The sequence below is a fragment of the Gordonia aichiensis genome (genome assembly GCF_039946255.1).
Taxonomy (GTDB): Bacteria; Actinomycetota; Actinomycetes; order Mycobacteriales; family Mycobacteriaceae; genus Gordonia; species Gordonia aichiensis_A.
Genome location: NZ_JBCDWL010000007.1, coordinates 85709 through 112670 on the forward strand (window position 1 = coordinate 85709; position 26962 = coordinate 112670).

Below are 26962 nucleotides of genomic sequence, written 5' to 3' on the forward strand. Positions count from 1 at the left end.
AACACCAAGGCGGGACACGACCTTGCAACTGCGCTGGGCCCGAAGCATCGCTCTGGACAGTCCCCGCTGACAATGCCGACGCTGACCCATGACTCGATGAGTGCTCACCGGGCTTCGGCAAGGGCGTCTACCAGTGGCGTGGACTCACGGTCACCGACTGTCGGCCGCGCTTGGAGTATCGCTCAGGTCCCGCATCACAACTTGATCTGCCAGGTGTCCGTTGCCGCGCGCTGGCGGAACTACAGCTGCGAGGCAACATCAGACCACGATGTCGCTGCGAGTGCGCAGCACCTTCTCCTGCAAAGCTCGCGCATGTGGGCCGGGGGCCTCGCTGACCCCGTGGTCGGCCGCAGCTGCACCTGACTCGAACAGCGGGACCGTCGACTGGTAGTCGAAGGTCGCTTCGATGTCCACCTCGGCGAGTACGCCGGTAGTTGCAGCCAGCCGCAACGCGAGGAGCTCGCCGCCGTGGCAGCCGACCCAACCAGCGCACAGTCGACTCTCGGTGTCCCCGGCGTCGTACTGGTGACACTGGAACGCTGCGGTCGGTTGATCTGCGGTGTCGGCGTCGTAGCGGCGCAGTTTGGCGTATTCGGATTCGTCCCACACTCCTGCGGGAACGTCACGCCGATACGGGCACGATTGACATGGCCGCGGTGCCGGGCCTCGTACGCTCATGATTGGTCCATTCCTGTCCGGTCCCCATTGCTACGTGCGTGTATAGGGTGCTCTCGATTGTCTACTGCCGGTACGGCCACAAGGACCTACCGGTCAACGGTTCGGGGTTGCGGCGACCTTCCGGAGGAACTTCAGCCCGAGCGCGATGTAGCCTGCGCCTTTGAGGGCGTCGCTGATCTCGGTGTTGTCCGCCCATTCGGTGATGTCGACGAAGTCGACTTCGTCGCCGGTAGCCAGGTCCCAGATGCGCACGCCATTGATCACGGTGAGGCCTTCATCGGTGGTCACGGTGCGGTCGCCCCACTCCATGCGATAGGTCGCCATCGCCTGCAGGTGCTCGTATCGGTCGGCGATCGTCGCGGTCATCGTGGCTCCTTGTGTTGGTGTTCGTCTGTCGTCCGAAGTGCCCACAGATTTCCGCACGCACGGTCGGTGGCGCGGCACAGCCGGGGCTCGTCTCGCACACAACAGGCAGGAACACCGCAGGCCGGGACGGGGATCGATCCTCGCCGGCAGGACAGCTGTCGGCTGCTCGGCAGACTCGCCGACACTCCCGTGCCGGCGAGTCCTTCGATAAAGACCGCTAGGCGCTCGTCTGGTCGGCCTGCACCAACCGGAACGGCCGGATGAACTCGCGGGCAGCGTCGATCGCCGCCGGCGTCACTCCCTGCTGAACGTCACGACGGCTGGCCTGCGAGGTCCAGGAACGCTCGAACCAGGTGCCACGCGCCACGTAGTTCGCCGCGGCGGCGTCGACGTCAACCGCGGAGGCGGGAACGAGCAGATACTGCTCCCCCCGGGTAGCGGACCCGACACGCTTGATGTGGGTGCCATCGATCTCGCGGTAGCCGCGGACCTCGCCCGATCGCGAGATGTTGGTGACGACCGTCAGTCGCACCGAGGTCTGGACGACGACCGGTCCGGTAGTGCTGGGGACGTCGCTGACAGAGACGACGCAGACGAGATCACCGCGGTGGGCGGGAACGATCGCAGGTACAGCAGACATAGGAGACTCCTCCTGAAGGGAACGCGGCCGGATGCCCCGCTCGAAGATGCTGCCTGCAGTCTTGCGATCACCGGCGACAGGTCGCGGCACGGCGACGAGCAGCCGCCCCCGTGAAATGACGAGAGAGTCGGACAGTCAGTGCTGCTGAGGTTCGCACTGCTTACGCAGCCACGAGGCGAGGTCGGCCCATACTCCGTGCAGGCCCAGCATCATGGTCACGGTGAAGATGACGATCCCGCCGACCATTAGGTCCGCGAACGCGGCAACGGCACCGCCATGCTCTTCCGTCGTGTCGCTCGCAAGGTGGATGATCGCGGTGACGATGCCGGTCGCCGCGATAACACCGGCGACGCCCCACACCAGGTGAGCAAGCCTCCGCACGCGATGCTCATCCCTGGCGGTCAGACCCGGGATCGATGAGCACGCGAGGATGATCGAGCCGCCCAGCGAGGTCATCACCGCGAACACCGCTGTCGTCTCCCACACCACCATGACCGTCGATCCTCCCGTGTCGTCTGCTGGTCGAACTCTATTGCACCTGCCGCCGGCTCCTCCGGACCGCCGCGGAGGAGCCGACGACGTCGGCCGCGCATCGGACCAGCACAAGGTCTACTGATCGAGCAGGCCTTCCGCGGCGACGTAGTTGCGGAATCGGTCTCCGCAACGACGCACCCACTCCCGCGCCTGTTTCTGGGCACTGTGGTTCAGGCTCGGGTCGAACGCGTAGGTGCCGTCGATCAGCAGCAGTACTGGAGCGAGGGAAGTGACGCCGGGAAGTTCGATCGCGCACGCGATCCGGTCAGTCTGAATGCCCTTCATGACTGCGCCCACCGGATGCGCTGGTGACGCCAACAGTCGTCGCTGATGAAGCGTGCCGAGTACACCCAGCCGTCGTCAGTTGGGCGTCCATCACGAGCGATGATCCGCTTCCGGTTCGACTCCGGGACCGGGTAGTCGTCGCGGTGGCCGAACTCCGATTCGTTCGGCCGATTGCCATCTTCGGTGATCGCGGTCTCGACGGTCTGAATCAGTGCGGTGGTTGTGGTCACTGTGCTCATGGCACTGCCTCCTTGGTCGTCTGGTCTCGTTGGTGCCGAGCCTTCCACCGCCTCACGCGCTGTTGCGGCAGACCGAGTCAGCGTCACCTTGCGCTGTCGAGCTGCAGACGCTCGCGCCGCCTACGGACAGTCGTGACGGTCGCACGTCACTGACCGGCACTTTCCGGCGAACTCTCCGTCTCGACATACCTGGAACGCGTCGTCGGCACCGCCGATGATCCAGTCTCCGGTGCGGACGTTGGCCTAGGAGCCCCGGAGGCGGTCGCGGATGACCGCTGTGTAGCCGGCCGACATTCGGTGCTCGACTTCGTTCCCAGGACGCAGCTCGAAGTCGTCGTCGTAGCAGCGGAACAACGCCGATGCAGAAGTCTCTCAAGGGGTTTCCTGAGTTGGCTGCTGAAGCTCGCCGTTGTCGTGCCGCGCCGTCTGGTTACCGGTTGGTCTTCTTGAGTCAGTCCACGTAACGACGGTGAGAGGCAGTAGCTATGGGTTCCCACGATTTCACGACCATCCTGATGACGACTGATTCGGCGGAGTCGGCCTACCGGCAGTCCTGTGCCGACGCGGCCCACGAAGAGGGCCACGGTGCTTACTCGGGCACGATCGCCACCACCTACGGGGTTCGTGTCGTCCCTGGCGTGAAGCCGATGACGATGGCTGAGGCTCGCACGGTGATCGACCAGCGGCTCGATGACCTCAACAAGTGGGATGTGTGCGAGGCGATCCCACTGGTGGCCGAGACGCCCGCCGTCTACGAGCGAGGAGAGTTGGTCGACCTCACGATCACCGTCCCCGGCAACGTGTTCCGCGATCGGCATGAGATGGCGGCTGCGATCGCCAAGCAACTCCGACTGAAGGTCGACCAGATTGAACGCTATGAGGTCGTCCGAGACGCTCAGGGCAAGGAGATGCTGGCGGTGTCCCCGCGAGTTCGAGCGAACGCAACGACCGGCAAGCCCGTCAAGCGGTACTTCATCATCGATCCGCACTACCCGCAGCTGCCTGACTTCGCCAGCGGCTACAACAGCCAGGCAGAAGCGCGTCAGGCTCTCGCTGATCAGGTGCGCGTGTGGTGCAGCGGTGTCACCTACGAACGGTCGTTGGAAATCATCGCGATCACGCGCCGCGACAACGGCGACCCGCTGGTGTCTGCGACGGTGTCCGGTAAGTCGGTGACCGCCACCCTGAAGGTGCACACGCGCAAGCAGACTGCCCCTGCGACCCGGGGGAAAGCCCGCGCCGGGTGGTTGTTCTTCGGGTGGGCGGCCTGCTGATCTTCGCCAACGACACCCGGCCCGCAGCACGACGCTGCTGCGGGCCGGGACGCGTACCGGCCCACCGGACAGCCTCGCTGCCGGTTTGCGTTCTCACGGCTTCCGGTGCGCGTCAGCGGCGCCAGATTCTGACGGTCTGCTTCACCAGGAGTGGGAGGTCGGCGGGGCCAGCGACGTACGGGGCGATCCACCGTTCTTCCTTCACCGTTCGTCCGGGGCCAGTCCAGTACGTCCTGGTGTGGTCGTTGACGATCCAGCGGTGCGTGTACTCGCGACTGCCACCGTCCCCGTCGTCGTGGCCGGTGTGAGGTGCGGGAATCTCGCGGAGGGCGATAACCTTGACTGCGGGCACCTGCCGGTCACGTTTGGACTTAGCGGGAACATCGTGCGCCCACGATGCCGGCCGGGTGATCGCGACGGTGGGTTCAGCGGAGATCAGCATGGTGGCGGACAGGAGCCGCATCAGCAGTGCGTCGATCTCGGGCCGCGGTGTGGGGTGCGGGACCGGGAACAGTGGTGTCGGCGTTGACAGCCAGGGTGTCACCCATTGCCCGGTGTCGGTGCCGACAGTGAGTCGGGTGTCTGCGGTGTAGTACGCCAGCCGGGTGCGGTCCTCGTCAATGTGCCAGGAGATCGCGGTGACGGCAACGGTGTCGGTCGGCGGAGCGTCACGGCCGGCGGCCGCCAGCGCCTGGGGGTTGTCGACGGGGAGCTCGACCTCAAGGGGGATGCCGTGCTCCCACACGATCAGGCCGGTCCGTTGCTCCGGTTCTGGTTTCCAGTCCGGGAGGTCCTCGGATGTGGTGGCAGTGTGCCAGGCCAGGGTGGTCATGTCGGCGGTGATCCACCACAGGGAGGCCCGGGCAAGAGCGTCGACATCGTGCTCAAGCTGCGATTCGACGAGCGCACGGACACGAGGGTCCGCGGTCGTGGCTCGGAGATCGTTCATGTAGCGCAGTGCCCGACGCTGATTGTCGACGAGGGCATCGCGGATCGATGGAAGGTGGACAGCACTCAGCGGACGCATCGCTCACCTCGCCGATTGGTCCATGCGTGCCGCCGCCGGCCCATGTGAGCAGGCCCGGCTGTCGACAGTCCTGACGTGGGTCGATGACCGCATCGAAGTCTCCTTCAATCCTGTCCCCCTGCGTGCCCCAATTTGATCAGACGTCGGCGCTCACGCCGTCGGCGATGTCGACTTTCATGCAGTCGTGCCAGTGCATCGACGTGTGCCCGGCGGGAAGAGTGCACGGTCGGCAGTGGAAGCTTTCGCCGCGGTTGATGCGGCCCGGGCCGTGCCACCAGTTGTCGCAGGGATGCCCGCACGCTGATTCGAGGCTGTCGAGGTACGCGGCGTTCATCGTGTCTGGATCGAACTGAAGTCGGCAGTCCTCGCAGACGAAGCGGTCACCATCGAGACGCGTGTCGGCGCGGCACGCCCCACACTCCGGGTTCGTTTGCACTGCGCTCGGCAGGTCATTCACCGCTGGCTCCTGCCGGGTGACCGAGGACGTGGACAGTATCGTTGTGTTGGGCATCGATGTATTCACCGATGACCTCGGCTGCGGCTGCTATCGCCCACAGTTCCGGTGGCCGCGACAGATCATCCTGGGCGACATAGGCAGCCTGAACCAATGCCGGTGTCGGCGCATCGACGGCAGGCCTGGAGATGAAGGAAAGGCCTGCGATGGCGAGGGCGTCGTCGAGGTGGTCGAGGTGCCAGTCGGGGTCGTCGTAGGTGCGCAGCTGGTCTGCGGTCAGCAGGGAGGACAGTCGTTCGCTGGCGTGCCCGCAGGAGCATCTCAGTCGGAATCCGGCCTGCCCTTCGCGCCAGGAGACACCCTCGTACTGGTGGCCGGCGAGGAATCGGCTGAGCTCACGCGCTGGCGTGCGTCGATCATCAGTCGGGGGTGGGAGAGGTGACGGCATCGAGCCTCCTTGTGCAGTTCGGGCACTGCGAGTGTGGCAGTCGTGATTCCCCACGACAGGTCACCGTGTCCGGCACCTCGAGCACGGATCGACCGGTGGCGCCGAGGCGGACAGGGTGTCGGTGGGTGCTGCTAGATTCTTCGGTGCGCGTGGGGAAGACACGCGCACGGCGCGGACCCAGCTAGCGGCTGGGTCCGCGCTTCTCATTCCGGGTCTGGTGTTGCGGCGGGCGCACGCCGCCGGTCGACGGCGACGTCCCAGTCCATGGTGAACAGGTCGAGATGGTCACTCATCGTCGGTGAGGTCGTCCAGGTCCGGGCGGTGGATGACCACGCCAGGCAGGGACGGCTCGAATGGTTCGGCGCATCCGGCCGCGAACCACACGCTCACGATCTTTTGCTCGGCGAGACTGTGGCTGTCGGAGATGTAGATCGACCCGTCGGGGAGCTCGGCGAGGTCGTCGGCGGTCCGCACCGTGCGGGTCTGACGCCAGGTGGCGGCGACGTGGCGGTCGTGGTCGTCCTGGTCCATCGGCTCGGCGGGCGGAGTGTCCCAGGGGCGTTGGCATTCGCACCCCTGGTAGATGCTTGCCCACCGATGCTCGGCGAGGTGCTGTGGGTAGGTGATCATGCGGGATCTCCGATCGTGTTCGCTGTCGCCAGCTCGTGTTGCGGTCACCGTTCTGGCCGTCTCCTGGGTTACCACAGGCCGTCCTGGGGAGGAGTTTTTGCGACGGTGAGCGTTCCGTCGTTGTGGCGGGTGACGGTGTCTCCGATCGTGGCGCGCCGGCGCGGGTGGCGGGTGCTGAGGACGATCGAGATCGGTGTGGTCGACCCGTCGACGTAGCCGCGCGTGATGTCCAGTTCCCTGTATGCCCGGTACAGGCTGTCGGTATCGACGATGTCGACGCTGATGCTCGTCGAACCTTCCCGGTCTGCTGGGTTCATTTCGTCCTCGGCCATGGTCTGTTCCCTCCGTAGGTGTCGGTGGTGATGGTGTCTGCGAGGTTCAGGCTGCCGACCGGGCATCTCGTGGTGCGGCACCGCAGTGCCCTAGTGCCGACGCTGATGGCGGGCCGAGATGCAGGGACGATGCCCCACTGTGCAGGAACATGACCCCAGCCCGCGATTGCTGATGGCGGACAGCTCACTGCCCGGTGAGACCGGTCCTGGCCGCGATCGCGTATTTCGCTGATCGCTGCCGGCCCGGTGTCGGTCAGCCCTTGTTCAGTTCGCCGGTGGTGGGCTGCGATTCCTGTACGCGCCGCCGGGTTTCGTCGAGGTTGAGGCCGCACAGGCAGACCATGACGCCGGGCGTCAGCTCGCGGAATGTGCGGTGCAGGCAGGTGTCGACGTGGTCACTCGGTCGGGGTGGGAGTCGACGCCGAGGTCGCGGTGTGGTGGGCATGAGGTTCTCCGTCCGTTCGGGGGAATGGGTTAGGACCAGCAGACGCGGCGGCCGCGGCCAATGGCCCAGGTTGCGACCTCTTCGAGCTGTGTGAGCCGCTCGTCGAGGTAGCCGGCGGGGCGGCCGCAGTTGACGGCGGCAATGCAGCCGTCGGGGCCGTAGGCGACCTGTACGGGGATGCCCTCGTCGGTCGGGGTGAGAGCCTGCGCCAGCAGTACGGCGCCGAGGAACTGTTCGGCGTCCATCGTCCCGCAGTCTTCGGTGATGCCGAGGGTCGGCAGGAGAGTGCGGGCGTTCTGGTTGGTGACCCGCACTTCGGGTTCGGTGCCGTCGTCAGCGGTCAGCACGTCGACGGAGGGGCCACCGAGCGAGGCGGCCTCGTCGGGGTCAGTGCAGCCTGGCAGGGTGCCGCCGGTCGCACGAAGGTCGGCGAGCGCTTCGCACGCTGCTTCGTAGGTGCTGAACGTCTCGGATCGTCCGTCGCAGAAGTCGCGCAGCTGGTATCCGACAACCGGCGCCATCTCGGGGAAGAAGGTGATGCTCACGGGGTGCCTCCGGGTGGTTGGGGTGATCAGGTGATGAATCAACAGTGACGTCGGGGTGCGTGAGGGCGCGGCACTGGGCCTGCTTCTTCCGGTGTGGATGCCCAGGTGGGCCGACGTCTGGCTGATGGTGGTCCCGGACAGTCCAGCGGCGATCGCGGCTTCGGATGAGTCAGGCCCCAGTTGCTGCCGTCATGGGCAGCGTCTGGGGCCTGTTTCGGTCGGCGCGTATCGCCCGAGCGCGTCTGCGGTGCAGGCCTATCGGTGGCGGGTGCTGATGTACCGATTCGGGTAGTCGCTGAAGCCGCCTCGCGGACTGTAGGTGTAGCCGCCCTGTGGGGCTCCGGGAGCGTGCGGGTCCGCTGTGCGTTCGCCGCTGACGTGAACCCACGGCAGCGGATCGGGCTCCAGGTCACCATCCATCGTTGTCGTTCCCCAGCGTGAGTCTTCGGTGGCGGTGAGCGTCACGGCGTGCCGATCTTGGTCGGCCTCACCGGTGTGGGGCGTGGTGGTGAGCGTGCGCATTCGTTGTCTCCATTCCAGTTGGGAAGTGTTCCCCATGTCGTGACAGGAACCAATCGGTACATGGCGGCTGCGGCGGCCTGTGGGCGGATGCTGCTGCGGTGTACTCGGGCAGCGGACGACCGGCATACGCGGCAGTGAGGGGTCCCGCTCAGGCGACCGATCCATGCTCGGCCACCTGGTGCGCGAGCAGGAAGTCACGGCACTCGATGATGGCGGCGGGCGTCGGCGGCTTGCGGTCGCGCATCGCGCGGGCGACGCGGGCGGGCAGGTGATTCATTTCGGCCTGGGAGCGCCAGCCACGGTTGAACGCGTACTCATCGCGAGCAATGTAGGCAGCGCAGAGGGCGTCGATGTCGTAGTCGGCAGCCGGCACGAACAGGAACTGGTAGTCGGCCAGAGCGGAACCCTTGTAGACGCGATCGGCATCGAAGTCACGCCAACCGCGGATCTCACCGCTACGGGAGATGTTGGTGATCACCCCGAGACGAACCGCGGTGACGATGGCGCCGTTGCCGTTGTAGGTGCCGACGCCGTAGGAGTTGACGATGGCGACGAAGTCACCACGGCGGGCGACGTCGGAGGTCGGAACGAAGTCAAAGTCGGCGCTGTTCATCGGGGTGCTCCATCTCGATCGTACGGGCGCTGCCGTTCAGCGCTCGCGGTGTCGATGGAGACGGTTCCAGCAGGGGCGCAGGTCGCGCGGCATCGTTCCTCGTCTAGCTATCACCTCGGTGCGTGTGCTGAGTGCCTCCGGCCAGACCGGCAGCGGACAGCCCTGTCCGGTCTGCGCGGAGAAGTGATCACCGGAGGACGGGGCCTGGGCGTCAGGTGATGAGGCTGAGACCGACGCGGTAGGCGAACTGTTCAATCGCGGGCCGCAGCCCGATGTGGTCGAGAGGCTCGTTGAAGGTCGGCCGGTCGGGCAGTGCGTCGGCACCGCGTTCGTAGAGGGCGATAGCGCGGTTGGCGGGCATGTTGGAGCTGGTGTAGACCAAGCCGTCGATGTCGTCGGCAGGGTAGTGCTCGTAGATGGCGGTGGACCACTGGCGGGCAATGTCTCGGGTGCCGCTGGAGATGGCGGCGTTACCGCCGGCAGTGGTGATCCAGTCGCTGTCGGCGACGTCGAGGAGCCGTAGTGGGCGAGTGTGTGTGAAGGTCACAAAGTAGGGCAGGTCGGTGCGGGCGTCGACGGTGCCAGTGTCGCGGAAGCATTCCACGAGTGCGGTTTCCAGCGATGAGGTCAGACGTCCTCGGGCGTCGGCGAGTGCGGGAGCGAGGTACATGATGGCGCGATCGGCATGCACGGTAGGTGGTGCTTGGTGATGGTCGAACCGTGACTTGGTGGGACCGAATGACCGGAATTGGTCCCACATCCCCGGATACGGTCCGCCAGCGAAGTAGATGCGGCCGATCGTCACCGTGGTGTCGAGGGTTCGCACGTACTGGTCGTCGAGGTCGGGGAAGCGGGACGTGTCCGGGGGTGAGAGGTGTTCGGTCACGAGGCATGCTCTTGAAACGCGGTGGTGATCATTCCTAGCAGCGGTTCGGGGTCACCGCCGCCGGTCAGCCACGTGATCGGCGAGACCGGCTCTCCAACGACGGTCAGATCCGAGTGCGGGTGCTGCATGAAGTAGGCGACCGCGGTCAGGTGTGCCGACTCCGGGAACACGGGAGCTACCTGAGCCCAGCCGGGGACCTCACCGTCACCGGTGAATTGGAAGGAGGGGAGTCGATGTCCAGTCCCGACTTTCATCGCGAGCAGGCTTCGCTTGGTCAACCGCTGCCGGATCCGTCCGGTCGACACATCGAGTCGTTCGGCAGCCTGCTCTGTTGTGAGTGCTGTTGCCAGAAGTTCCCTGGTCCTTTGCAGTGCGAGCGTGGATGCACGCTCCGCGGCCGGCGGCATCTCGTCAACGAACGAGCCCGCTGCACGCAGTGCAGCTTCCTGTTCGGCAGTGAGCGTTTGCGACGCTGATTTCGGTGTCGCCGCCGACTCCTGGCTCGTAGTCAGGATCGTGAGGAACTCCGACAGGGGAACGTTCGTCATCGCTTCGAGCTGATGAAGGTTCGACACGATGGCGATGAGCTCCTCATGGGAGTCCTTGCCGGTGAGGAGCGGTGCCCGGACCAGTTCGTCGAGTGCTTTCATGCCTCGGCTGGATGCGGGCTTCTGCGACTGGTCGCGGACTTGTGTCGGGCTACTCATCACGACTCCTAACTAACGGCGGTGCTTCCATTCTAATTGACGTTAGCCCCTGGGTCGAGGGTTGCCGGCATCGTGAATCAGCGCACGTCCAGGAGGAACTGCCGGACAGTCGACGGACACGGCGACTCCCGTGCGGTCGGCCAACCAGCGCGGCGACCGACCGTACGGGGCCTCAGTCCTCGGCGGGGACGGCGATGCGGTCACGGTCCCCGGTCTTGGCCTGCTCGATCTTCTTGGCGAGGAACTGCGCGTGCAGCTCCCCGAGCGCACGCGCGAGGTCGACGTCCTGACCAGCCGCGGCCATGTTTGTGAACTGACGGACTTCTGACGCGGTGAACCGCGGCTGTCCTTCGCCGTCGCACTCGGCGGTGAACAGACCCAGTTCGGGGGTGAACTGGTAGAGGTTGCCGAGCCACTCGTACTTGGGGTCTTCCCAGCATTCCCACGATGCGTCGGGGGCTGCTTCATGCAGTCTGGAGGCGACTTCCTCCGCCGACCCGCAACGCGCCTCGGCGTCCACATACTTCTCTCCGAGCCGCAGAACACCGTGATCGCCGTCGCCGTCGGCGTCGAGGACGAGGTTGTAGGCGTCGATGATCTCCAGGACTGCTGCAGCCTGAGCAGTGGGGCAGGCGACGATCTGCAGCTGCAGAGGCGTTCGGTCACCCATGATGATGTCTCCTTCGTCGGTGGGGTGGTGGTCCGCGATCTGGTATCGCGGCCTGTTGGCGACGCTGCCGACTCATCCCTGATGACTGCGGCAGCATCGCTGGCAACGCTCTAGCGGAACTCGTTGCCGAAAACGTAGCCGTCCAAGCTCGCACCCATCCGGGCGCGCGCTGCGATGTTGGCGGCGTCGTTCTCGGCTTTCCGCGCCGCACGCCGCGCTTCCTCCTCGGCACGCCGCTTCGCCGCACGGCGTCGCTCAGCTGCGTTCCGAGCCGACCGCAACGTCCACTCGTAGCGCTCGTCCGACCCGTGGGGGTAGCGAGCGTCGAAGCCGGCGTCCGCGGGAACGTCGACGTGATCGAGTCGGACGACCGGAGTGGGCGTTGCGGTCGCGGTCATCGGGAGCTCCTTCGTGTGGGGCGGTCGGGGTGTTGCCTCATACGATGCCGAGCCACCGGCGGAGGGCGCGGCACTCGAAACCTGCCGCACCGCACGACGATCTCCCTTGACCTCGACGAACCGCTGGCCGGCCTACCGAAGGATGCGGACAGCGAGCACGCCAGTACCGATGGACGGTTCTGTCCATCGGTACTGGCGTTCAACTCATCGGGGTGGTGGCGACGACGGTGCCTGTTTGCTGCCGAACGACGCAACCGATAGCGGTTGGCCGAGATGGAGCTCTGGCAGTGGGCTCGGGCCGCACGGGATGTCAGCAGAGGCTTTCGCGGAACTCCTTTTCGGTATCCCACAGGACGTGCGAACACGTCGGGCATTTGTAAACACCCGCGAGCCTCCCGTCGCCGTCTGTGGCGGTGCCGGTCTTTTCCCAGTAAGCGACGTCGAAGTGTTCTCCGCAGAAGAGCTTCGTGCCGGTTGTCGGGTCACCGGGGATCTCATTGTCAGTCGAGGCCGGAGTGTGCTTGTGCTTGAAAAATTTGAATTTCATGAGCACAACGTAGGCGCGAGCGAATGCCAGTTCTAGGCCGAATCAAGCGGCAGTTTGGCGGCGTCTTGATCAGGGTTCACTCGTCCACAGCCCCCCGGTGGACTGGGGCCTATACATATCATATGAGCGCAAGTCGCCAGGTCAACGACATGCCACTCCGTAGAAAATCTCTAATGTGATCTACCTCACACATTATTCTTGATGTCGGCCTTCTCGATCGCCCCTGACGGCATTCGGCACCCGACAGCCTGAACCCACGGGTTCGAACCCAGCCCTGGAGACGCATCGAGAACACCCAACCAGCACGAACCACACATCGCATTCTTTGTCCCCAATCGCTGAATCGTCGACAGGCCGGGTGCGTCGACAGTCGTGCCCCGCACCTCCTGGCGGCGGTGCGGGGCAGCGGTGGGGTCTAGCGGGTGGGCACCGCGAACAGCTCGAGGGAATCGGGGCTCGCCTTGATCTCCAAGTGATGGGTGCCCTGCCGGATCGCATTGAACACGGGGCCGTCGGCGTCGAAGTACTCACCGAAGTCGTCGCCGCCAAGTTCCCGGCGTGCCCGTTCCCACCAGTCGTCGAAGTCGTCGACGTTCGGGTTGCAGCCGACCGCGTACGCGATGTGCTTGCGGGCACCGTCGACGATTTCCCCGCCGCGAGCGAAGAAGTACACGCCTTCGTCCTTGGCGAACACCAGTTGAGACTTCGTGGCGACCGCCTCCGCGACGACCGGCGCCAAATCCTTGGCCTTGAAACGCAATGTCATGATCTTTCCCTTATCCGACCGGCGACCGTTGTCCCCGGCCTCAGTCGAGGTGTGAGCACCTCCAGGAGATCGCGGGCGTTCGAATCCGTGCGGCACCCGGCCTACTACGTAGGAGGGGATCCGCCTGCCATGTGGGGCGGACAGGATAGTGGTGACCTGGGATGTGCCAGGTCTCTGCCATTGCACCGCATCGAGTCGGAAAGCGGCGTGCGAGGGCGACGACGTCCGGCTCGAGAACGAGGTGCGGACTGCGAGGCTTCTGGCGGCCCTCAGCCGAAGCGAGGTCTTACGTTGGCGTCACGTCCAGGCCCCGGCAGCCCGCACGAATGCAAGGGTACGTGATCATCGATCGCGAACTCGCCGGCCGCATCACTGGAGGATCGACGGCCGCGGGATACTCGATCATCTTCGGCCCCCACCGGTGAGGTTGGCGTAATCGCGGCGGTAGCGACAGCCTGAACCCACGGGTGCGAACCCACACCCACCAACGGCTCACACCATCTCCGATTTGTGGTCCCCGTACCTACATTCATCACGGAGCTGTGACCGGTTCTCCGCCGTATCGGGCCAGGTGCCAGAGCACTCGAGAGCGTTGGCGTCGCAGCTGAATGGCGCTGTTGCCCCATCGGGGCAGATCAGTCACAGCTGCGTCGATCGCCCCGAGCTCGTTGAGGAACAACTGGCGACGTTGCGAGTAGTCAGTGGTGCACCGCTTCGAGCAGAACAACTGGCGACGCCCCTGAGCGTTCGTCGGGTAATGGCATAGATCGGTGCAGTCGGGGTGCATGCAAGTGGCGGTCGCTGGGTAGAGCGAGTCGTGGGAGATGAGGTCCTCGACCGAGCTGGCGCGACCCAGTCCGGGAATCATCATGGCGCTTGGCCTCCCAACCGGCCCTGGTCTGCTCAATGGCGCTGGCGTCAGCGAGGCGATACACCGACTCCTCCGGGTCCCGACACAAGGAGGCCCCGCCTGCCGATCAGCGTACTGGGCGAACCATTCGAGTCCCTCGGCCTGCCCTTGTTGACCTCATCCACGGCGGCGGCGATCCCCTTGCGGCGGCTTGAGCGACAGCTCGAACCCACGGGTGCGAACCCGCCGCTCGGGCACGCACGTCACTCGAGGAATCTGCTACCGAACAACAGGCGTCAGTCTTGTCCCCAATTTCTCGCGCCACTCGCGCTTCCCGCGGCCAACTCGAATCGACTCGCCGCCGTGCGGCACTCAGCGTCTGGAGGGCGGCGGCGGTCGACTTCACCAGCAGGGTCGCCCCTCCGCACCGGACAGTTCAGCTCGTACACGGGCTGGATGACGCCGCTGCTGTGGAGTGCAGCTCGTCATCGATTCTGCGGCGACAGCCTGAACCCACGGGTGCGAACCCACACCCACTAAGTGCTCACAGCATCACTGATGTGGGGTCCCCACACCTACGTTCGTCACGGGGTCGTGGCTGGTTCTCCGCCGTACCGGGCCAGGATCCACAGCACTCGAGAGCGTTGGCGTCGCAGCGCGACGGCGTCGTTGCTCGATCGTGGAAGATCGGCGACTACGGCATCGATCGCAGCGAGCTCGGCGAGGAGGGCCTGCCGGCACTGCGAGTAGTCCGTGGCGCAGGGTTTCGAACAGAACAGTCGGGCTCGACCGCGACCGTCCGGCCGGTGGTGGCACAGATTGCTGCAGTCGGGGTGCATGCACGTCGCCTCGGCTGGGTAGAGGGAGTCGTGCGCGAGGAGACCGTCGAGGGAATTGACACGCCCAAGTCGACGAAGGGTCATAGTGCTGGGACTTCCCGTCGATGGCTGATTCCCCCCGGTCGGGCCGCGGGTGAGACATTCCGTCGTCCGTGCAGCCCTGCGAGGGAGAGTAGGTGCTGCGGTGACGATACCGGGATCGAATGCGCTTCTGCCACTCCGTCGCGGACTGGTCTACTAGGAGTCGTCGTCTGCGATTGGTTAGAGCAGTTCGATGGGTTCTCTCCGGTCCGTGGGTGCGGCCACCAGACGGCCAGGCCACCGCTGCCCGAGTCGATCCAGATCGTCCCCGGTTCGGCGCGGTCGATGATTCCGCCGGCCAGGGCTCCTCGATGCGGACAGCAATCGCCGCAGCGGGACTCGCGCGGGAACTCGATGTGCCCGCCGACGGTCGATTCGCCGCCTCCGCCCTCGAGGAACCAACCCCACCGGGAACCAGGCCCGCCAGCGGAATGGACCTGCTCCAGTCCCCGAACATCTGTCGTCGGTTGACCCGACCTCTCGGCACCGTCGACAGACGAGTTCGCGGCATCTTCCACCGCAGGACTGCTGGCCGTCTCCCGCCACTGACCGCGACAACAAGGCCTCCCACCCACCGGATCGTCTTGTCCCCAACCCACACGCCGAGATCGAGCCCTGCCGACCGGGCGGCCGATCGACCATGGCGCGGGTCGCATCTGAACCTCACGAATGATTGCTGTCCCCAACACCTACCGCGCGACGGCGGCGGCCGTCGACCAGGAATCGAGATGCCAGACCAGGCGGACTGATCTGCTCCAGTCCCCGGCCACAGCCTGAACCCATGGGTTCGAACCCAACACACCCACAACCCAACGAGGCGCATGCCGGCACCCCAAACTCCGTCAGCCCCGCGCCCCCTGACCCGACGCCACTGTGCCGACGTCCTTGTCCCCAATCGAGTGCGGTCGCGCCCCGCCCTCGCCAGAGCCTGTGCTCAGCGACAGCCCGAACCCACGGGTGCAAATCTTGTCCCCAATCAGATCGCGGCTCGCTGCGCTCCCCGCCGCGCCGCCCGCCGCCGCCACACCCGCGCCCCGCGCATTCATAACCACTACAAAAGCCCGCGCCAGGCACCCACCGCTGTGCAGCGGAAACCGCGCCGACACCTTCGGTGCCGGCCGCCCTCACGGGCGATGCAGTGAATGCTCTTCGTGCGGTGAGCGCCGCGCTACGCGCGGCGCTCAGCGCTCCATCTTTGAACCGCACCTACCTCCCTACTCACCCACCACCTCACCCCCCTACTCACCCACCCCTCACCTTCGGCCGCGCTGTGCTTACGGCGGGTCCGGCCTTCGGCCCTGGACCCTTGGCGGGTGTGTGGCGGTTCGCCTCCGCCCTTCGGGCCTGGAGGCTTGGTTGTTGGTCGCCTTCTGGTTGTCGCCTTCGGTTGTGGGCGTCGTTGTTGGCGTCGTGGTCGACCTCCGGCGGGGCCGGTGTTCCGGGGTGCTGTCAGGCATCCCGGCTGTTCGGTGCTGCCCCGCTCCTGCGGCTGGAGCTGCTGGCCGGTCTGCAGGTGTCCGGGATCCGCCACCCTTCGGGCGCCGGACGCTTCGCGGCGTGTGGTCACCTCCGGGTCCGGCCTCCGGCCTCGGACCCTTGGCGTGGGGTGCGGTCCGCCTCCGCCCTTCGGGCCTGGAGGCTCAGCTGTTGGTCGCGGCGCGGTCGGCGTCGGCACCCAGCACTGCTGGGGCCGGCAGACGGCGACGACGGCAACAACGACGGCGGCATCGACGTCGACCACCCGCGGGTCGGCCACCCGGGCACCCCGCTGAGGGTCCAGGCCCGAAGGGCGGACCCGACACCACCGTGTGACGCGGTCGGTTGGCGCGGCACCTGACTGCTCGCAGCGAGAGTCGCGGCCGGGGGCGTCCCCTACCGGACCACCACCAGTGGTGACTGGTGAGACGTGGGTCCGGTAGCGCAGGGACGCCCCCGGCACCGCCGTGATCGACAGGTCCGTGGACCTCCCGGACGGGGGTGCGGAGGGATCGGCCGAATAGGTCGATTCCTCCGTGCCCCCGTCCGGGAGTGGGTGTCCACTCCTGTCGATCACGGCGGCGAGCACTAGACCACGCAGCACACACACCTTCCGGAGACGCTTTCAATGAGGTGGTGTGTGTGTTGTGTGGGCTAGTGCGAGAGTCGGGAAAAGTTTGGATGAGTTTCAGTGACGTATCTGGATTGTTATCGCTGGTTGTCGCGTTTGGCTTGTATGGAGTGTAGTCATTGTGGTAAATGACTTTGGTAATGACGTGACAGTTGGGAGGGTGCGCGGTGGCGGAGGTGGTTCCGAAGGACCTGGTTGATGCTGCGGCGGTGGAGGTTCAGTTCACGCGTTGGCATCGCGAGCGTGGCAATCGTGCTGCGGCTCGGGCGTTGGGTCCGCGGTCGGGGGAGCGGCGCAAGGGGCACGGTTGGGTTCGCACTGCGCGCGATGAGCAGCTGCTGGAGTTCGTGACCCTGCATGGCATGGTGCTGTTCCGTCAGGCCGCGAAGTGGTTCTACGGCGGCAAGGAGTCGACGGCTTCCCAGCGAGTGACGAAGATGGTCGATGCCGGTCTGCTGAACCGGGATGACGGCGTCGCGGACTGGGCTGGCATGGTCTTGACTCCGACCCGCGCCGGTCAGAGCGTTGGCTTGATGGCGTTGCCGAGCATGTTCGAGAAGCTCGCCAATCGTCACCTGTCGCCGCCGGACAATCTCCTGCATGCTGCTCTGGTCGCGGATCGGATTCTCGTGGCTCAGTCGCAGGGTTTCCGGGTGCTGACCGAACGGCAGATTCGGCTGCTCGATGGGCAGGACCCCGATGCTGTTCGTGAGTTTCTGGCGTCCCCGGCCGTCGGTGGCAAGTTCAGTAGTGACGGCTACGAGCCTGGTATTCGCGCCGGCCGTGTGTGGCGTTCGGGTCCCGAGGTTCCTGGTGTTGCTGAGCGTCCGCTGACTCCCGATGAGACGTTCGTGGCTGCCGCTTACCCGAGCGTGAAGCAGCCGCTCGACACTCGTCAGCCGGCGAGCGTCCGCTACCCGGACTTCGTGCAGGTGCTCGCGAACGGTGAGCTCGTTGCGTTCGAAGTCGAGATCGCTGCGAAGTCCAGTTACCGGCTCGGTGCCATCGTGTCCGGCTACGCGGCCGCGGTCGCTCGTCTGGTCCCGGACGGTCAGGGCGGGTACCGAACGACGATCGTGACGCGCACTGATCCGGCGACCGGTCAGCAGCAGAAGAAGAAGCAGCTCGTGCTCGCTCGTCGACAGTTCCGTCAGGTTCGTTGGCTGTGCGTTCCCGAGTCGATGAGCCTGCTGCGTGGGCGTCTGAATCCGGTGACCGGACGCTACTCGAATGGTCACATCGCTAAGGCCATGCCCGACGAGTACCAGGGTGTGAACTGGGCGCGTCAGCACCCGGATCTGCCGATGCACGTGGAGGAAGTCACCGCTGATGATTTCGGTGTGCAGTACGCCCTCGACCAACGGATTCTGCCGGCCGCGTACCGCTGTTCCTACAAGCGTTGGCGACTGTGGCGCGAGGTGTGGCACGACAGTGTTGAGCCGTCCCGGCGTGGGATTCTGACGTTCGCGCGGTGGCTGATGGTCCCTGCGGGCAGTGACGATCTGTCGAACTTCGACCGTTGTCTTACCGCCGAAGACGTTGTTGGTAGTCCGCTTGGTCGCCGCGGCCGGCACTCCCGCTGACGGGTAGCTCGTTGGGGTGGTCATCGTGCCTCCTCGATCAGTTGGGGCAGGGTCGCGGCGACTGCGACGGCTGCTGCGTGGTGGTCTCCGTTGCCATCTGTGGTGCGCGGGTAGCGGCCACGGCGGTCCAGCACTGAGCTGACGTAGCGCTGGTGTTTGCTGTCGCGGGGTGCGCGCAGGAACTCACTTTCCGCGCACCACCATTCCCACCGCAGTCGGGCGATCTCCCAGTGCCGGAGCACCTTCGACCACGCCCCAGCCGAGGCAGTTGCGTGCGCTGCGCCCTCGTACGCAGACTGCGTGAGCACGACGTTTCCCGCCTCATCGAGCAGTCCCACGGACTGCAGACGCACGGTCAGCGCCGCGATCCGAGACGGCGCCAGACCCGTCGCGGCCGGGAGTTCTGAAGCCGGGGTCTCTAGGTGCCCGAGGTGCAGCAGCAGGAGTGCAGCGTCGGCGCCGAGCGTCCGGGAGAGCCACACGTCGTGCTGGAAGTGCCCGCAGCGGGCAGCCAGGAGAGTCCCGAGATTGCTGCGGGTGGGCGCTGCCTGGGGGGCGGGTTCCCCTTGTGTCCAATCCTTTGGAACCCGCAGCTCATACCGGTTGGCGAGGGTGCCGCGGGACTCCTCCACGAGGGTCAGATAGCCCCATGCGGTGAGGGCTCGGGTGGCCGTGGCCGCGGTCTGAGGCGACCGCAGCCCAGCGATGCGCGCGAGGTCTCGGCTACCGCACCGGTACTGGGTGGCGGCTGCCGAGAGAGCGGTGAGCAGGTGCGCTTCGAGGACGCGGCGCAGGGTCTGCGTGTAGCGGTCGAACTGCAGGCGCGGGTCGGCGTCGGCGGCCGCCAGGACCTGAACGACGAGGGCTGCGAGGTCGGCGATCGCGGCGCGATGCTCGGGCGCGGTGTGAGTGTTGGCGCGTCGTGTCAGGGAGGTCTGCGCGTGCGCGAACTGGCGGCGTAGGTGGTCGGTGAAGTCGCGTTCGCTGCGCGGGATGGGACGACCGTAAACGACGCTGCGCCGGGAGTGAGTGAACGCCGCTGACTGGGTGTGCAGCGCCAACTCGACGACCTGATCGGCTGTCCAGTCGCGTGCGGCCAGGCTCATCAGGGTGCCGTGCTGAGGGCCGGACGCGGTGCCGGGCGGAAGATCGCCGCGCTGATGGAGAAGGCTTTGGACGGCAGCGGGAAGCGCCTGCAGTCGAGCTTCGATGTCCGACGCCGGCATGGTTCGGGTAGCCGGTGATGGTTGTGTCGCCGCGCGGGAGGAGGGTCTGACGGCGTTGATGGTCCAGCGGCGGGTGTACCAGGAGACCGGGTACAGGGACGTGGGGTCGTCACGTCGCGGCGCCCATTGGGACACGCCGATTCTCGCGGCGGGGTCGCGGACTGGCAACGTCAACGGATCCGTGACTGGCGGCTGCGGGGAGCTGCTGTCGGCGTTCGTGGGCGGATTCGGGGCCGGTGCGGGAGCGTGCGGCGCGGGGGTGACGACGGCGAGTTCGGGGCGGGATTCGGCGGGCTGGAGGACTCCGGACCGGTCCTCGAGGACGTCGGCCGCGGACCGGACGAGAAGGTCGAGGACGGCGGGGGAGTCGATCACGCGGGCGTCGGTCGGCGTGGCGAGCTGCGCGGGAGTGGTGGTGGCGGCGGTGGCTGCGACGTCGAGCAGACGAGTGTGGAGGTCTGCTGGTGCGCGCACTGCGCCGGTGAGAACGCCGGCGGGGTCGGTGCCGGCGGGTGCACTGATCGTGGCGAGCTCGGCGGCGCCGCCACCGCGGTGCGGGGCACCGGGGAAGCGGATCGCGGCGGTCCGTGAGTGTGCCATCGGCGTCGCGTCGAAGGTGGGGAAGGTCCGGCTCATCCAGGCCGTGATGACAGCGCTGGTGCGCTTGTTCCACGGGGTGTGCAGGAGAACGAGGACATGGCGGTTGCGGCTGTCGTGGCCGTTGTCGTCGCGGGATGATCGGCTGACCAGGTGCGGGCATCCGAGCGTCGAGAGGAGGGCGCTGAAGGCGGTCGCGTCGGCGATAGGGTCGCCGCCTTTGCTGCCGTCGAAGTCGGCCGCGAGGACGGTGCGGAGGTGGCCGTCGGTCGTCAGGATTGCCCACGGGACGTTCGGTGCCGGAGTGCCGGGGATCGCGCGCCGTGCGGTGCGGTAGCGGTGCTCGCAAGTCGGATCGATCCGGTAGCGGCCGGGGTGGCTGGACCAGGCGCAGCCGATGGTGAACAGCTGCGTCCGTTCAGCCGCGGTGTGGTCGGTGCGTGGGGTGGCGGTTGTCATCGCGTTCCTGTGGCCGTGCGAACGGCCGGCGACTGCGATGAAGACCACCACGTCGAACGAGACGGGTGTGACGGGTGAGGCTGGTGGGTCAGTTGATGACACACGGAGGGTGCCAAGAACTGGACCCGTGAGAAGACAAGGGGGTACCCTGGCATCTGCGGATCCCTTCGAGGAGACGCAAACGACCGCCGTATCAGCCTTGGCCGGCCGATTCGGTGATCACCCCAAACTGAATGTCCCTACACCTGTGCACGTGTCTCACGTGACTGACCACTGGTGGGCCTTGCAGCACCTGGGCGAAGCTGGATCTGGCGGCGAAACTAGATCTTTTTGGGCGGTTCTCGGATTTCTCCGAGAACCGCTCTTTCGCGTTTCTGGGGGTCTGTTTGCGGGATTGGCGGTCCCGACTCCCGGTCAGCGAAAGAGCTTTCCTCTGTGTGCTGCTGCGGCCCGTCTGCGGTCAATCACAGTCGACGCGTGCGCGGGGTGCGGTCCATGCCGTTTGGGTGTACGACATGAAGCACTCGATGCTCTATCCAGTCAGTGGCAGCCTCCCGTCGATCGCGGAAATGGCCTCGACCGACATCGCGGCGAGGAGCTTTCGGGGCAGGCCGGTCGCCTTGGCGACCTTGGCAGCTGACTCGCCGGCACGCAGCTGGCGGATCGCGCGCAGGGCCTCGCCCGGCGAGGGAGGATTGTCGCCGCAGAACTCGGCGATGGTGTCGACGTAGAAATCGCCGAGGGATCCGCCGGTCGACATGCGCTGCTGAAGGATGTCGATCTCGGTGAGCACCTTCGGCAGTTCGTCGACGTGGTGAAGGCCGACCCAGACGAGCGCCGACCGCAGCTGCGGTCCGGCCAGGTACTCCTCGACAGCGTTGTGGTGCAGCTCGGTGAGCCGGACTCGGATGCTGGAGGCGTCGACGTCCTCGTCGGGAGTTGCCGGGATGGCGTCGTACTCCGGGGGCAGATCGACAGGCCGGCGTGACCATTCGCGCATTGCGGTGACGAGTTCGTCGGGGTGGTCCAAACCGACCACAAGCAGTGCGGCCACGATCTCTGTGCGGATACGGTTGTGTCGGCTGCAGAGCTTGGCGATGGCCGGGAGATTCGAAGCGTGGATCGACAGACGAGACATGGGGCGACGACCCTTGGTGGGTCGGCCGAACACAGTAGTCGACATGACAGGTCCTAATTTTGGTGTGGCTTCGAAGGTGCTCGAAGCGTACTTGACGATCTCGCGATCTCGCAATGATTCAGTGACTGCGTGTCAACGAATCTGCTGTGTTTGAAGCTACGGCGATCGGCGGCGAGGACGCGGCACGACACGCCGCCGCACCCCACTTTCTGTGACAAGTAGCTCCCGAAAGTCTCCGGGAAACTCGCTTTGCATAATCGGGCATCACCATTCGAAGCCACATGGGAGGCCCCGTGGGACTGCTCTCCGCACCAGAGCAAGACGACGAAAAGTCAGAGCCGAAGACCAGACGCAGCGGCAGACGAGCAGGCGGCAGGAGCGTTCTCGCACTGACGATTACGCTGCTGCTGGCGATCGTGCTGCTGCCCGGCTACCTCCTGGTCACCGCCATCGGCGTCTTCATCCACGAAGAGCGCCGTGTCCGCGGACGCTGGTACCTGATCTGGGGCGCCGCGTCTTTCCTCGTGGGCCTGATCGCCGCCGGCGGCACAACCGGTTGGGCTGGCTGGAATCTCGCGCAAGTCGGGCTGCTCTTCTCACGGTTCCTGCCCGACCCCAACCAGATGCCGGCCACCGCGCTCACCGTCGCGGCCGGATTCGCCGGCCAACCCCTCACCTCGGTCCTCGCGCAGCTGGTAGCGAGCGCACCCCTGGCCTTCCTGACCACGGCAGCGATCGTCCGCTACCGACGACTGGCTCGAGAGCAGCGAGGACAGATCGAAGGCGAAACCCACAGCAACCAGCGGCCCGTCGGCGTGCTCGACCGCGCTCGAAATGACCGCGAACGCAAGAAGATCGCGGCCGGCCACTACCTGACGAACTGGCCGCCGAACTCTGTGGACGAACACGATCCAGGCGCAGGCATCGAAGCTGGCGCCACACCCGCGATGCAGGAGGAGCAGCAGTGAGTCGACGCAACACTCCGGTCGCGACGTTCGGCACCGGCAAGTACGGCCACCCCGTCCAGCAGGAGATGCGGAATCTGGCGAAAACGATCCTCATCCTCGGGACCACCCGCACCGGCAAGACCCGCCTGGCGAACTCCCTCGCCCGTCAACAGTCGATCGAGCTCGGCAGCGGCCAGATCATTATCAACAACAAGCCCGATCCCGCCTTCGTCGCCGAGAAGGCCCGCGACGCCGAGCGAATGGGGAAGGACTTCCTCCACTTCTCGATGGCCTCCAAAGGGCCGCACTTCCAGCAGCTGCACCCCTACGAGCCGCCAGCGCCCTGCCACTACGACCCCCTCGAACGCGGATCAGGCGCAGTCCGAGCGCGCATGCTCATCGACTCGGTCGTCCACAGCGACACCTCCGACGTCTACCGCCGCACCGCCATGGAAATGGCTGGCCTGGCTTGGGATCTCGCGCGACTCACCGGATTCGACTACGCGACCACCCACCGCCCCGACGGACAGGTCACGCGCACTAAGAAGCGATCGATGCAGGTCCTTCTCGAAATGCTCGACATGGAGACCTTCGGGCGGGTCGCCGGCTGGCTGAACGTCGACATGGTCCGCAACCACCACCCGCACATGCATCCGAGCGATGCGCAGACCATGGTCGAGCAGTTCCAGTCCCGCGCGCGCACGATCGCCGAGGACGCCAAGAACAAGTCGTCGATCATGTCCTCGGCCGTGGCCGACACCCGCTCGATCACCGCCTCGTTCATCAATTCGTCCGCGTTCTTCCCTCAGTCCCTCAGTCCCGGCGCCGCACCCGGCATGCGCATCGATCTTCTGCGAGCGATCGTCCGCGGCGAGATCATCCTGTTCGACCTGTCGGCCGCCGACTACCACCAGGAGGCGACGATGCTCAACGCCATGATCCTGCTGGACCTGCAAAACACGGTGTCGACCTTGCGCGAGTACACCTCGCACATGGCGCGAACGGCCGCCGATCAGACACCCTGGCCACCGGTCATCCTCCAACTCGAGGAACTCGGCTCGGCCGCCGACGCCGCGTCCGCAGAAGCGCTCATCGGTCTGCTCAACAAGTCCGCCGACGTCGGTATCCGCCCCATCATCAGCTCCCAGTCCCTCGCCGACATCCGCAAGATCGGCGACGTCTACCTGCAGCGGATCGTCGGACTCCTCAACGACCTGATCACACTGCAGATGGGTGCCGACCCCGATGACCGGGACTTCTGCGACTTCTCAGGGGCGGTCACCAAGCAGGTCCCCCGCGAATCGGTCGAAGTCAAGAACAACCGGCTCAACCTGTTCATCGGCGCCAAGAAGGCGAAATCGGTGATGACCGATGCCAAGCCACTGCCACGCGTCCCGTACGGCAGCACGAAGGAACTCCGTTCCGAAGACGACGACGACATCCGCGAGATGCTGTGGATCACCAAGTCGCCCAAGCTGACTGCGGTCCACACCTGCGGACCCGAAGGTCCGAACAACTGGTCTGAGGTCATCCAGATGGTGCCCGTCGACGGCCCCGAGCTCGGCTACAAACCATTCGCAGATCCGGCAGCAGCCGCGAGGTCGGCCGAGGCCGCCAAACAGGCGACGATCAAACGGCTGCGCGCCCGCTACGACTCGCCGTTGTTCCAAGACCTGGAGAAGCTCAACACCGCCCGGCTGGAAGGCGTCGCGAGCGTCGGCGATGTCCTGTCCGACGCCGAGTACTTCGAGGCGCCACCCGAACCAGAGCCGGGGAGCCAGGTCGCGGAGGACAGCCCGTGGGGCAGCGAACCGGTCCCGCCGTTCGATGACGAACCGCCACTGAGTGAGCCGCCGCCGGACGCCAACCCGTTCGCCCAGTCCAGCTCGCCGTTCGGCGGCGACAACGACGGCGACACCGGACTCCCTCAGTTCTGATCGACGGCGCCGTCAGCGGAATCGCGACTCGGTGACGCGCGGGACGCAACCGTCGACCGTCCAACAATTCGGAGTCTCCGACCGCGAATCCAAGATTCGCACGACAGCGAAACGCAACGCCCTCACCTGCGCAAATGAGGTCAAGGAGTCGGGGAAACATGTGCCCTAGACTCGGGATCACATTCGAAGCCACACCTGTACGACCCCGCTGTACCTCGCCGTGACGCAGGCGCAGCCATTGGAAGAGGAGACGCATTGTCAGCTCCCGAAGCTGCCCCGCTCGCTCTGCGGCCGGCGCCGCTCGGCGACGGTTCCAGCTCGCGGTGCGGGATCTACGTCGATCAGGTCGCGCCGCTGAGCAGAGCCGCCGCAGCCCCACCCGGCACCGACGCCGATCTCATCGAATGGATCGATCTGCTGCGCGACTACCCGGTCAACAGGGCTGCCGCCGAGCTGCACCGCCGCCGGGCGGCCCGCACCGTGCCGCTGCCGTCGATCGATCTCGGAGCCCGGCACCGAGCATCCGACTCGGCTCCGACCGCCACCCCGGCCTCGGCGCCGGCCACAGCACCGCCAACGCCAGAACAAGCCGCCGATCCCGTCGACGACGCCGCGAGCGACCCCGGCTTCGACGAAGTGCTCGCCGACCCCGCCGATCTCGTCGACGACACCTACGACGACGGAGCCGCGGTCGCGGAGTACGTCTACCTGCCGTCCGAGGACGACTACAACCTCGATAAGAGGGGCCGCCGGAACTTCCACCATTGGGCGAACGAGGGCAGCGGCCACGTTGCCATCGACGAGGACGGCAACATCTTCACCGACGACGTCGGCGATTTCATCTACGTCAACAGCAAAGGAACCGACCTCCGCACAGGGCAGTCCAAGGCGTTCGTCGGGAAGCTGAAGAACCTCGTCAGGTCCGGCGGCGAAACCACCGAACCCCTCGCCGATGACCTGCCGCCCCTCTACGACGAGAACGGTGTGCCCGTCGAACACTTCGCGGTCCCGGCGATCGGCAAACCCGTCGGCGTCGTCACCGAGAAGACCAAGGGCAATCGTCGGATGGTGTTCGCGGCGTCCGCCGCCGTAGTGGTCTTCGTCGGCGGCGCTTTGATCGGAACCCTATGGGGCCGCGGCGCAGTCCCCGCCCAAGGCGTCGTCAGCGCAGAGGAAGCCGCCCTCTACCGACTCAGCCAACTGCCGGTATCCGCGATGTCGGCGTTCGGCGAACAGTACCTGACGACGTGCCTGACACACGGCGACCGGAATCAGATGAAGGCCCGGGCCGCACTCCTCGCGCAGATGTCAACCGGCGGCGCATCCCCCAGCTGCGGGTGGACCGACGGAGGAGAGCAGCAGACCCCGCAGTCAGTGGCCTTCACCGGCCGATTTCAGCCGATCGAGGGAAGCTTCGACTCCGGCACCGGCGCCTACCTGGACTTTCTGGTCTCCACCCGCCCTGGACAGTTCGCGACATACACCGTTCCGGTGTGGGTGCAATCAACAGCGACATCCAACAACATGTCGGTGATCGGCGACATCGGCTACACGCCGGGCATGAAGGTCACCACCCCGCAGGAATACGACCCGGAAATGGGAACCGACACAGCACTGGCAGCAGACCTGCAAACCAACCTAGTCGAACCGTTCCTGAGCGCATGGGCTGCCTCGAACCGAACCCAGATCGACCTCGCTGTCGCCCCGAACGCCACCGCCAACGCCAAACGCGGACTCCGCGGAACGGTGAAGAATCCCGAGATCCAATCGACCCTCGCGTACTCGCCGTCAGCTCCGGGGGACGGGCAGCCCGGCACCTACAGTGACGGCGACACCGCAACCATGGTTGTCACCGTGACCTGGACGGTGCCCGCCTCCGTGGCGGACCTTCCCGACTCGAAGCAGACCGTCGGCTACCGCATCAACGTCGTCAAGTCCTCGGGCAAGTGGGCAGTCGCCGACATCGGCGGCGGCGCCGTCAACTCCAGAGCTACCAGCGCCAACACCGACTCCGCCGGCAGCGGACAGGAGCCAGGGATTGCTGGGATAGCTCCCGACGCGACCGGCGGCCCCGTCGAGGAGTCGACCACGTCCACGACACCGTCGGTGGAGAACCAATTGGCGCCGTCAGCCTCGGTGGAGCCATGACCAGACCGCGGCTCGACCCGGCTAACGCGCTACCGCGCCCCCAA

The 26962-nt window shown here is 66.1% G+C and carries 28 protein-coding genes; 5 read left to right on the plus strand and 23 right to left on the minus strand.

The annotated features are described in order from the left end of the window. Positions 1 to 258: 258 nt before the first annotated feature. From AAFO60_RS10365 to AAFO60_RS10390, 6 genes are all read right to left on the minus strand, one after another. Positions 259 to 678 (minus strand): DUF6283 family protein, encoded by a 420-nt coding sequence (locus tag AAFO60_RS10365; RefSeq protein ID WP_347956120.1) that lies wholly within the window; start codon positions 676 to 678, stop codon positions 259 to 261. Positions 679 to 771: 93 nt separating this feature from the next. Next, the gene (locus tag AAFO60_RS10370) at positions 772 to 1044 is read right to left on the minus strand and encodes a hypothetical protein (RefSeq protein WP_347956121.1); all 273 of its coding nucleotides are present in this window, start codon (positions 1042 to 1044) and stop codon (positions 772 to 774) included. Positions 1045 to 1261: 217 nt separating this feature from the next. Next, positions 1262 to 1684, minus strand: a complete 423-nt coding sequence (locus tag AAFO60_RS10375; RefSeq protein WP_347956122.1) for a hypothetical protein — start codon at positions 1682 to 1684, stop codon at positions 1262 to 1264. 135 nt (positions 1685 to 1819) lie between these two features. Continuing rightward, complete coding sequence (locus tag AAFO60_RS10380) at positions 1820 to 2176, minus strand: hypothetical protein (protein WP_347956123.1); 357 nt, start codon at positions 2174 to 2176, stop codon at positions 1820 to 1822. 117 nt (positions 2177 to 2293) lie between these two features. Next, the gene (locus AAFO60_RS10385; RefSeq protein WP_347956124.1) at positions 2294 to 2515 is read right to left on the minus strand and encodes a hypothetical protein; all 222 of its coding nucleotides are present in this window, start codon (positions 2513 to 2515) and stop codon (positions 2294 to 2296) included. Next, complete coding sequence (locus tag AAFO60_RS10390) at positions 2500 to 2742, minus strand: hypothetical protein (protein WP_347956125.1); 243 nt, start codon at positions 2740 to 2742, stop codon at positions 2500 to 2502. The genes AAFO60_RS10385 and AAFO60_RS10390 overlap by 16 nt, the downstream gene beginning before the upstream one ends. Before the next feature lie 515 nt (positions 2743 to 3257). Here AAFO60_RS10390 and AAFO60_RS10395 point away from each other — a divergent pair. Next, entirely contained in the window at positions 3258 to 4016 is a 759-nt protein-coding gene (locus AAFO60_RS10395) for a hypothetical protein (RefSeq protein WP_347956126.1), read from the plus strand. Positions 4017 to 4128: 112 nt separating this feature from the next. On the opposite strand, the gene AAFO60_RS10400 is transcribed toward AAFO60_RS10395, so the two are convergent. The 15 genes from AAFO60_RS10400 to AAFO60_RS10470 all read right to left on the minus strand — a co-directional run bounded on the left by AAFO60_RS10400 (position 4129) and on the right by AAFO60_RS10470 (position 13006). After that, entirely contained in the window at positions 4129 to 5043 is a 915-nt protein-coding gene (locus AAFO60_RS10400; RefSeq protein ID WP_347956127.1) for a hypothetical protein, read from the minus strand. A gap of 136 nt (positions 5044 to 5179) precedes the next feature. Then, positions 5180 to 5500 (minus strand): hypothetical protein, encoded by a 321-nt coding sequence (locus AAFO60_RS10405; protein WP_347956128.1) that lies wholly within the window; start codon positions 5498 to 5500, stop codon positions 5180 to 5182. After that, the gene (locus tag AAFO60_RS10410; RefSeq protein WP_347956129.1) at positions 5493 to 5945 is read right to left on the minus strand and encodes a hypothetical protein; all 453 of its coding nucleotides are present in this window, start codon (positions 5943 to 5945) and stop codon (positions 5493 to 5495) included. Before AAFO60_RS10410 ends, AAFO60_RS10405 begins: the two co-directional genes overlap by 8 nt. Positions 5946 to 6230: 285 nt before the next feature. Next, the gene (locus AAFO60_RS10415) at positions 6231 to 6575 is read right to left on the minus strand and encodes a hypothetical protein (protein WP_347956130.1); all 345 of its coding nucleotides are present in this window, start codon (positions 6573 to 6575) and stop codon (positions 6231 to 6233) included. Between the two features lie 68 nt (positions 6576 to 6643). Beyond that, entirely contained in the window at positions 6644 to 6907 is a 264-nt protein-coding gene (locus tag AAFO60_RS10420) for a hypothetical protein (protein WP_347956131.1), read from the minus strand. A 253-nt stretch (positions 6908 to 7160) separates the two neighbouring features. Next, on the minus strand, positions 7161 to 7352 hold the full coding sequence (locus tag AAFO60_RS10425; RefSeq protein WP_347956132.1) for a hypothetical protein: 192 nt from the start codon (positions 7350 to 7352) through the stop codon (positions 7161 to 7163). A 29-nt stretch (positions 7353 to 7381) separates the two neighbouring features. Continuing rightward, positions 7382 to 7897, minus strand: coding sequence for a hypothetical protein (locus AAFO60_RS10430; protein WP_347956133.1), 516 nt, complete (start codon positions 7895 to 7897; stop codon positions 7382 to 7384). 255 nt (positions 7898 to 8152) lie between these two features. After that, positions 8153 to 8419, minus strand: coding sequence for a hypothetical protein (locus AAFO60_RS10435; protein ID WP_347956134.1), 267 nt, complete (start codon positions 8417 to 8419; stop codon positions 8153 to 8155). A 148-nt stretch (positions 8420 to 8567) separates the two neighbouring features. Then, the gene (locus AAFO60_RS10440; RefSeq protein WP_347956135.1) at positions 8568 to 9032 is read right to left on the minus strand and encodes a hypothetical protein; all 465 of its coding nucleotides are present in this window, start codon (positions 9030 to 9032) and stop codon (positions 8568 to 8570) included. 211 nt (positions 9033 to 9243) lie between these two features. Then, on the minus strand, positions 9244 to 9918 hold the full coding sequence (locus tag AAFO60_RS10445; protein WP_347956136.1) for an RES family NAD+ phosphorylase: 675 nt from the start codon (positions 9916 to 9918) through the stop codon (positions 9244 to 9246). Beyond that, positions 9915 to 10625 carry a hypothetical protein gene (locus AAFO60_RS10450; RefSeq protein WP_347956137.1) on the minus strand — a complete coding sequence of 237 codons (711 nt, stop codon included), beginning with the start codon at positions 10623 to 10625 and terminating at the stop codon, positions 9915 to 9917. Before AAFO60_RS10450 ends, AAFO60_RS10445 begins: the two co-directional genes overlap by 4 nt. A gap of 172 nt (positions 10626 to 10797) precedes the next feature. Further along, positions 10798 to 11295: a DUF3145 family protein gene (locus AAFO60_RS10455; RefSeq protein ID WP_347956138.1), complete on the minus strand. Its 498-nt coding sequence runs from the start codon at positions 11293 to 11295 to the stop codon at positions 10798 to 10800. A 110-nt stretch (positions 11296 to 11405) separates the two neighbouring features. Further along, on the minus strand, positions 11406 to 11693 hold the full coding sequence (locus AAFO60_RS10460; RefSeq protein ID WP_347956139.1) for a hypothetical protein: 288 nt from the start codon (positions 11691 to 11693) through the stop codon (positions 11406 to 11408). Between the two features lie 310 nt (positions 11694 to 12003). Continuing rightward, positions 12004 to 12240 (minus strand): hypothetical protein, encoded by a 237-nt coding sequence (locus AAFO60_RS10465; protein WP_347956140.1) that lies wholly within the window; start codon positions 12238 to 12240, stop codon positions 12004 to 12006. Positions 12241 to 12655: 415 nt separating this feature from the next. Further along, on the minus strand, positions 12656 to 13006 hold the full coding sequence (locus AAFO60_RS10470; protein ID WP_347956141.1) for a DUF3085 domain-containing protein: 351 nt from the start codon (positions 13004 to 13006) through the stop codon (positions 12656 to 12658). Between the two features lie 4044 nt (positions 13007 to 17050). Between AAFO60_RS10470 and AAFO60_RS10475 the strand changes: the two genes are divergently transcribed. Then, positions 17051 to 18466, plus strand: a complete 1416-nt coding sequence (locus AAFO60_RS10475) for a hypothetical protein (RefSeq protein WP_347956142.1) — start codon at positions 17051 to 17053, stop codon at positions 18464 to 18466. 20 nt (positions 18467 to 18486) lie between these two features. On the opposite strand, the gene AAFO60_RS10480 is transcribed toward AAFO60_RS10475, so the two are convergent. Together AAFO60_RS10480 and AAFO60_RS10485 are read right to left on the minus strand one after the other, a co-directional pair. After that, on the minus strand, positions 18487 to 20748 hold the full coding sequence (locus tag AAFO60_RS10480; protein ID WP_347956143.1) for a hypothetical protein: 2262 nt from the start codon (positions 20746 to 20748) through the stop codon (positions 18487 to 18489). A 532-nt stretch (positions 20749 to 21280) separates the two neighbouring features. Next, a complete protein-coding gene (locus tag AAFO60_RS10485; protein WP_347956144.1) occupies positions 21281 to 21802 on the minus strand; it encodes a hypothetical protein in 522 nt (173 codons plus the stop codon). 377 nt (positions 21803 to 22179) lie between these two features. Here AAFO60_RS10485 and AAFO60_RS10490 point away from each other — a divergent pair, with 377 nt between their 5' ends. From AAFO60_RS10490 to AAFO60_RS10500, 3 genes are all read left to right on the plus strand, one after another. Continuing rightward, positions 22180 to 22854 (plus strand): hypothetical protein, encoded by a 675-nt coding sequence (locus tag AAFO60_RS10490; RefSeq protein WP_347956145.1) that lies wholly within the window; start codon positions 22180 to 22182, stop codon positions 22852 to 22854. Beyond that, a complete protein-coding gene (locus AAFO60_RS10495) occupies positions 22851 to 24770 on the plus strand; it encodes a hypothetical protein (protein ID WP_347956146.1) in 1920 nt (639 codons plus the stop codon). Before AAFO60_RS10490 ends, AAFO60_RS10495 begins: the two co-directional genes overlap by 4 nt. 255 nt (positions 24771 to 25025) lie before the next feature. Next, complete coding sequence (locus tag AAFO60_RS10500; protein ID WP_347956147.1) at positions 25026 to 26918, plus strand: conjugal transfer protein; 1893 nt, start codon at positions 25026 to 25028, stop codon at positions 26916 to 26918. The last annotated feature ends 44 nt before the right edge of the window (positions 26919 to 26962 follow it).